The following is a 2,951-nucleotide window of genomic DNA, read 5'->3' as shown; positions in this document are numbered from 1 at the left end:
CCCGTTGTCCTGGTTATTACTATGACTGGAGCCTATTCCATCAACAATAGTATTTTTGATCTGTTTTTGTTAGCAGCGTTTGGGATACTTGGGTTCTTTATGAAACAGACAGGCTATGAGCCGGCACCATTAGCCCTTGGCTTGATTTTGGGTCCCACTCTGGAAACCGGGTTGGTCCAAGGCTTGATTATTGTCGATGGCAATCCCTGCTCTTTCCTATCTCGGCCAATTTCAGGTACTATTCTTTGGTGTGGTATTGCTTTGCTGATTTTCCATCTGACAAAACAATTTGTGAGAAAACAGCAAGGTCCAAACAACTAATAACAAAGGAGGTTTTTGATTGAAAATTAACCGCAGAATTTCTATTTTACTGGCAGCCTTTTTATGTATAACAATTATGCTGGGGGGATGTACTGTGGCTACTAAAAAAAGCACCGAAGTTCCGGAAAAATATCCGGCTAAACCAATCACGGTTATCGTACCCTTTGCTGCTGGCGGCACCGCCGACATCATGGCAAGGGCACTTGAAAAAACTTCTCAACAGTACCTAGGGCAGCCTATGGTTATTACCAATGTGCCAGGCGGTGCCGGCACTATCGGCATGAACGAGATTGCCGGAGCCGCACCGGATGGCTATACAATTGGAACCATTGGTTTAAATGCATTATTGCAACCATTGTATGGGCCAACCCGCTACCATTACCCGACTGCCCTAGATCCTTTGGTAAAAGTTGTATCTTCCCCAACAGTCCTGGCTGTTCTTTCCGAAAAAGATTGGAACAACCTTCAAGACTTAATTAACTATGCTAAAGCACATCCTGGAGAAATTAAATTTGGTCATGCTCGTTTAGGGACAACATCGCACATTACTGGCGAATTATTAGCTAAAGAGGCAAACATTAAAATATCTCAGGTTCCCTTTCGAGGCGATTCAGAAGCTTTGGCTGCTTTGTTAGGTGGTCATATAGATTTTATTTTGACTACGACAGCAATAAAAGATCATTTGCAAAATGGCTCCGTTAAAATACTTGGAGTTGCCGAAGAAAAGCCTCTGACTCTTCCCGGCTTTGAGAACATACCTACTTTCAAAGAACAGGGAATCAATGTTTCGTTTAACTTTTGGATTGGGCTTGTCGCCCCTAAAGGCATTCCAGCACAGGAAAAGGCTAGGTTGACAGACGGTTTACAAAAAATGATCCAGTCTCCTGAATTTAGTAAAAGCATAGAAGCCATTGGAATGGTGGTCGACTATCTGGGCCCCCAAGAATTCGCTGAACGTTGGAATGCAGATAATGTAAGACTAGGAGAAATCGTAAAAGAAACCGGCATTGCTGAAAAAATAGCCTCACAGAAAAAATAATCACGTTTATTCCGCAAACTAATTGAAAACAGCCTGTATAACATGTGATTAACATGTTGCTCAAATTTCAAAATGCCCCTTCGCACATTACATGCGATAGGGGCATTAATCTAAGCACCGCAGCTCAGTCGTATTGCACAGGTGAAACAAACTTTTTTCGCGGGAATATATTAGTAACTATTTTCTAATTAGTGCGTATACTATATTACTAAATCGAAACTGAGGAATGAATATGAGATGTGAAGATCTTGATAACATAATTATTTTGGCCTTAATACTCACGCTCATTGGAGACGCCCTCGGATTATATGCCGAAATAGTCGGTCGACGCTGCGGCGAAATAGAGGAAGCAGAACAACTGGAGAAGGAAAATAGGATTCATGCAGAGCTGAACGATTTACGTAAACGTGTTGCCTTATTAGAGAAACAATTGGGACTATAATTAATCTATCCCTTTCAAATACTAGCAGTTCCCTCTTTATTAAGTAATTCATTAAACAGGCGAACATCTTCCGCTGACACGTTCGAATGAACAAAATCAGCTCTTACACAGTCCTTTATCAAGATCTCATCATAGTTATTACATCCATAAGCTACACTTGTGCTTACAATCTCTTGATACAATGCTTTTGCTGGTTCAATAGCGGCTGGCGGAGTCGCCGGGTCATGTATAACTGCCTTCAAATATTCCGCCCGCATAGCATGATGCAGTTCTGCAACAATGGCAGCCTCAAGAATTTTGTAATAGCGGCTTTGCGGAATACAGATATAGGTACGGCAGCTAGCTGTCCGCTCTTTATAAATGAGGCAACGCCCCAGACCGTCTAAGTGGCGGCATTTTTTATGTCCGGCAACCAGAAAAATTTCCAGTTTATTTTCACCCATATCCACAAATAATTTCGGGATTATCCGTTCCATCTTGCCCTTTGAAATTTTTTTCGCGGTAATACTATCCATATTGATTTTAAACCGGCCTTTACAGCAATGCTCTTTACAGGCATCGCACGGCAAAGGATTCTCTGTTAGAAACTCATCGACAGCATCAAAAAAGTCCTGCACCGTAGATGCATGGTTTAAGCCGGTAATATCAACCTCGCCTGCTTGGTTAAAGAATAGTTTCAGTGTGACCATCCTTTCAATATTATCGTATTAGCTGCTACCCAAATAAAAGAGCCATAATTCATCTGTACATGAATTATGGCTCTAATTCTTCTTATTGGCCTAATTTTCCTGCAAATCGGTAAAAATACCTTTTCAAAAACCTTTGCCAACTCCCTCCATCTCGGTGACAAAGGTCTCGACAGCTCAATAGGTAACCCCCTTCCAATAGACAGTGGTACATATTTCGGCGCTTGCGGGAAGCTGAACATCTTTGAGCGCCCATGTTTTAAATTCTTCAAAACCGGTTCTGTCCACAATATAGCCGATATGCTCTTTTCCTCCTTCGGCTGCTGGATCAATGTACTGTTTTACATAGTCATAAGTATTACAAATGATTTTCGTAATACTGTCTTCATCAGCCCATTTGATAAAATCTTCACCCAAACGGGGGTTTTTCTTGCCTGTCCTGCCAAACAGGGTTAACCGATAG

The 2,951-nt window shown here is 41.7% G+C and carries 4 protein-coding genes and 1 pseudogene; 3 read left to right on the top strand and 2 right to left on the bottom strand.

The window, feature by feature from the left end; all coding sequences use genetic code 11:
- From AC29Z1_RS15845 to AC29Z1_RS15835, 3 genes are all read left to right on the top strand, one after another.
- Positions 1-321: tripartite tricarboxylate transporter permease (locus tag AC29Z1_RS15845; RefSeq protein WP_488272423.1), on the top strand; the 321-nt coding region annotated here is incomplete at its 5' end.
- Positions 322-340: 19 nt separating this feature from the next.
- Positions 341-1,360, top strand: coding sequence for a Bug family tripartite tricarboxylate transporter substrate binding protein (locus AC29Z1_RS15840; RefSeq protein ID WP_488272422.1), 1,020 nt, complete (start codon positions 341-343; stop codon positions 1,358-1,360).
- Positions 1,361-1,592: 232 nt separating this feature from the next.
- Positions 1,593-1,802, top strand: a complete 210-nt coding sequence (locus AC29Z1_RS15835) for a hypothetical protein (RefSeq protein ID WP_488272421.1) — start codon at positions 1,593-1,595, stop codon at positions 1,800-1,802.
- 14 nt (positions 1,803-1,816) lie between these two features.
- Here AC29Z1_RS15835 and AC29Z1_RS15830 read toward each other — a convergent pair whose 3' ends face one another.
- Positions 1,817-2,491, bottom strand: coding sequence for a YkgJ family cysteine cluster protein (locus AC29Z1_RS15830; RefSeq protein ID WP_488272420.1), 675 nt, complete (start codon positions 2,489-2,491; stop codon positions 1,817-1,819).
- Between the two features lie 174 nt (positions 2,492-2,665).
- Positions 2,666-2,951 (bottom strand): annotated as a pseudogene (locus AC29Z1_RS15825) (sulfite reductase subunit C); the annotation flags it as partial.

The organism is Sporomusa sp., from assembly GCF_057736855.1.
This window is presented reverse-complemented; position numbering and strand designations above follow the sequence as displayed.